Raw genomic sequence first — 2,311 nt, forward strand, 5'->3', positions numbered from 1 at the left:
GGCCGAGATCCCGCGGCCGAGACCGCCTGGCAGCGTGCGGAGGCCCGAGCTTCCGTTAGATCGAAGTCGTCTCCGGCTTGAGAGCCAGCAGCTTGGGGTTCAGCGCCGAGAGGAACGCCAGCGCGAAGAACTCGGCGCTCATCGCCCGTCAGCCAGCATCCGTCATCATCCTCGCCTGGCCGCGCGCTGCGACCGGGTGGCCCGATGACGCGCGTCGCTACCGCTCATGCCCCGACAGGCTCTTAGATTTCGGTGGTGGCTTCGGCTTTGCCGTCCTTGACGGCGGCCTGGAGCGCGGCGTAGTCGAGTTCGTTCTGGTCGGCGTAGGTTTCGGCGAAGTCGGCGATGGCCTGGTCGAACTTGTCCGAGCCGCCGAGGTAGGCGGCCAGCGCGATGCGGTCCCCGGAGCGAGCGTGCGCCCGGGCCAGGGTCGCCCCGCACAGCCGGGCGTACAGCGTCATGCCCTGCGGGATCATCAGCTCGATCGGTATGGAGAACTTCCAGTCCTTCAGCTGGCGGACGTAGAAGTCGCGGTCTATCCCGTCGAGGGGGTTGGGGACGCGGGTCCAGCCGAGGAAGATGTCACTCTCGGCCTGCATCAGGTGCTGCCCGGCCACGGCGCGCTCGCCCTGGTTGTTGTACTGGCTGCGCCCGGCATATTCGGCCAGGACCGATGGCTGGGCCTCCTTGGCCTGCAGGAACAACGGCTCGACGCCGTCGCCGGCATCCATCAGCACGACATAGGCGCGCGTGCCGACACTGCCGACCCCCACCACCTTGCGGGCCACCTGCACCATGGTGAACTGCTCGAGCAGGTGCCGCCGGTCGGACTGCAGGGTGCGCCGGTACTTGCCCAGCACGGTGCGGATCAGTGCGTAGATCGCGTCGGCCTGCACGCCGGCGAAGATCTCCTCGACCGGGACGATCAGCGGGGGCTGGCTGATGATCCGCCGCTGCCCGTCGACCACGGTGGTCAGCTTACCCACGGCCTTCATGGTGTCGCTGGTGTGCGCCTTGCCCAGCATCTTCTGGGCTTCCTTGTAGTTTTTCGTCTTCATCTCGGACCGGAACTCGGCCAGGGCCGACTGGATGTCCACGTGCGTGTACCACACGTCCATGAAGGTCTGGTCCGCGAACCCGCGCATCGCGGTGCGATACCCTTCTCCCGCCGCCAGGGTGATCTTGCGGCAGTCCTTGGCGGTGAACCCGTTGTCCCGTCCGGCCACCGTCATGCTCGCGGCCAGCCGCTTGACATCCCACTCGAACGGCCCGGGCAGGGTCTCGTCGAAGTCGTTGACGTCGAAGACCAGGCTGCGCTCCGGCGAGGCGAACGCGCCGAAGTTCGACAGGTGGGCATCCCCGCACAGCTGTACCCGCAGCCCCGACGCGGGAGTGGTGGCCAGGTCGGCCGCCATCGGCAGCGCTGCGCCTCGGTAGAACGTGAACGGCGACACCAGCATCCGCCCGTGGCGTACCGGTACCAGTTCCGGCACCCGCGTCTTGGCCTGCTCCAGGAGCAGCCCCACCGGATCCCGTTTCCTGGCCGGGACGAACTCCGCATGCGACTCCAGCGGAGCCACCGCCCGGGCGTCCTTCCCCCGGGCCATCCGGTCCGCCCGGCTCAGCTGCCCCACCGTCCCGGCCCGCACTGGACCTTTACCGGATGACCGCGCGGCCCTCGCCGACACGCTACCTTCAGTCTTCACAGTCATGACCACTCCTTCTCCTTCCGCCTTGCCTGGAGTTACCGGTAATCGTCCGGTTCCTCCAGCGCGGCGCGATTGCCACATCGGGGGCGGCGCAGACGACCCGGCCAAGCCCGGCCACCAGGGCGATCGACGGCCGCATGTCAGGCATCTCGTCCTGGACCGCGCCCGCAGCCAGCGCCCGGCTGATGCTCCATTCCAGGCACCCCGCCGCTGACCCGACGGCCGCCTGGCCCACATCCCTCCGCTTGCCCCCAGTACCATTCCACCTTGCGGCTGAGCCAGTTCCATCACCCTGATGGGGTGAAGTGATCAACCGAATGCGGCCTCATCATGACGATTACCGGATGCGGGCTTCGCGCCGCCTGACACGCTGACGGACTGCACGAGGATCACTACCTCTCATCGGGTGATGACGGCATGGGTCAGGCCGGCCAGTATCGGGGTCAGGGAGCAGGCGACGCTTCGAGGTTGGTGCCGGGCCAGGGTGATCGCCGGTGCTGAGTGGCGCTCGATCAAGGAGATGCTGACCATGACACTGCACGACCGCGATTCCATCCGTGATCAGTCCGAAGACTGCCTGTTCGCCGCGCGTGACATGAACA

2 protein-coding genes are annotated in these 2,311 nt (G+C 67.5%); one reads left to right on the plus strand and one right to left on the minus strand.

Annotated elements, in window-relative coordinates:
* Positions 1-242: 242 nt before the first annotated feature.
* A complete protein-coding gene (locus WA805_RS08470) occupies positions 243-1,712 on the minus strand; it encodes a DUF2252 domain-containing protein (RefSeq protein ID WP_425242060.1) in 1,470 nt (489 codons plus the stop codon).
* Between the two features lie 406 nt (positions 1,713-2,118).
* Between WA805_RS08470 and WA805_RS08475 the strand changes: the two genes are divergently transcribed.
* The coding region (locus tag WA805_RS08475; protein WP_425242061.1) for a hypothetical protein at positions 2,119-2,311 on the plus strand (193 nt) is incomplete at its 3' end.

The sequence above is a fragment of the Trebonia sp. genome (assembly GCF_049794275.1).
Lineage (GTDB): Bacteria > Actinomycetota > Actinomycetes > Streptosporangiales > Streptosporangiaceae > Trebonia.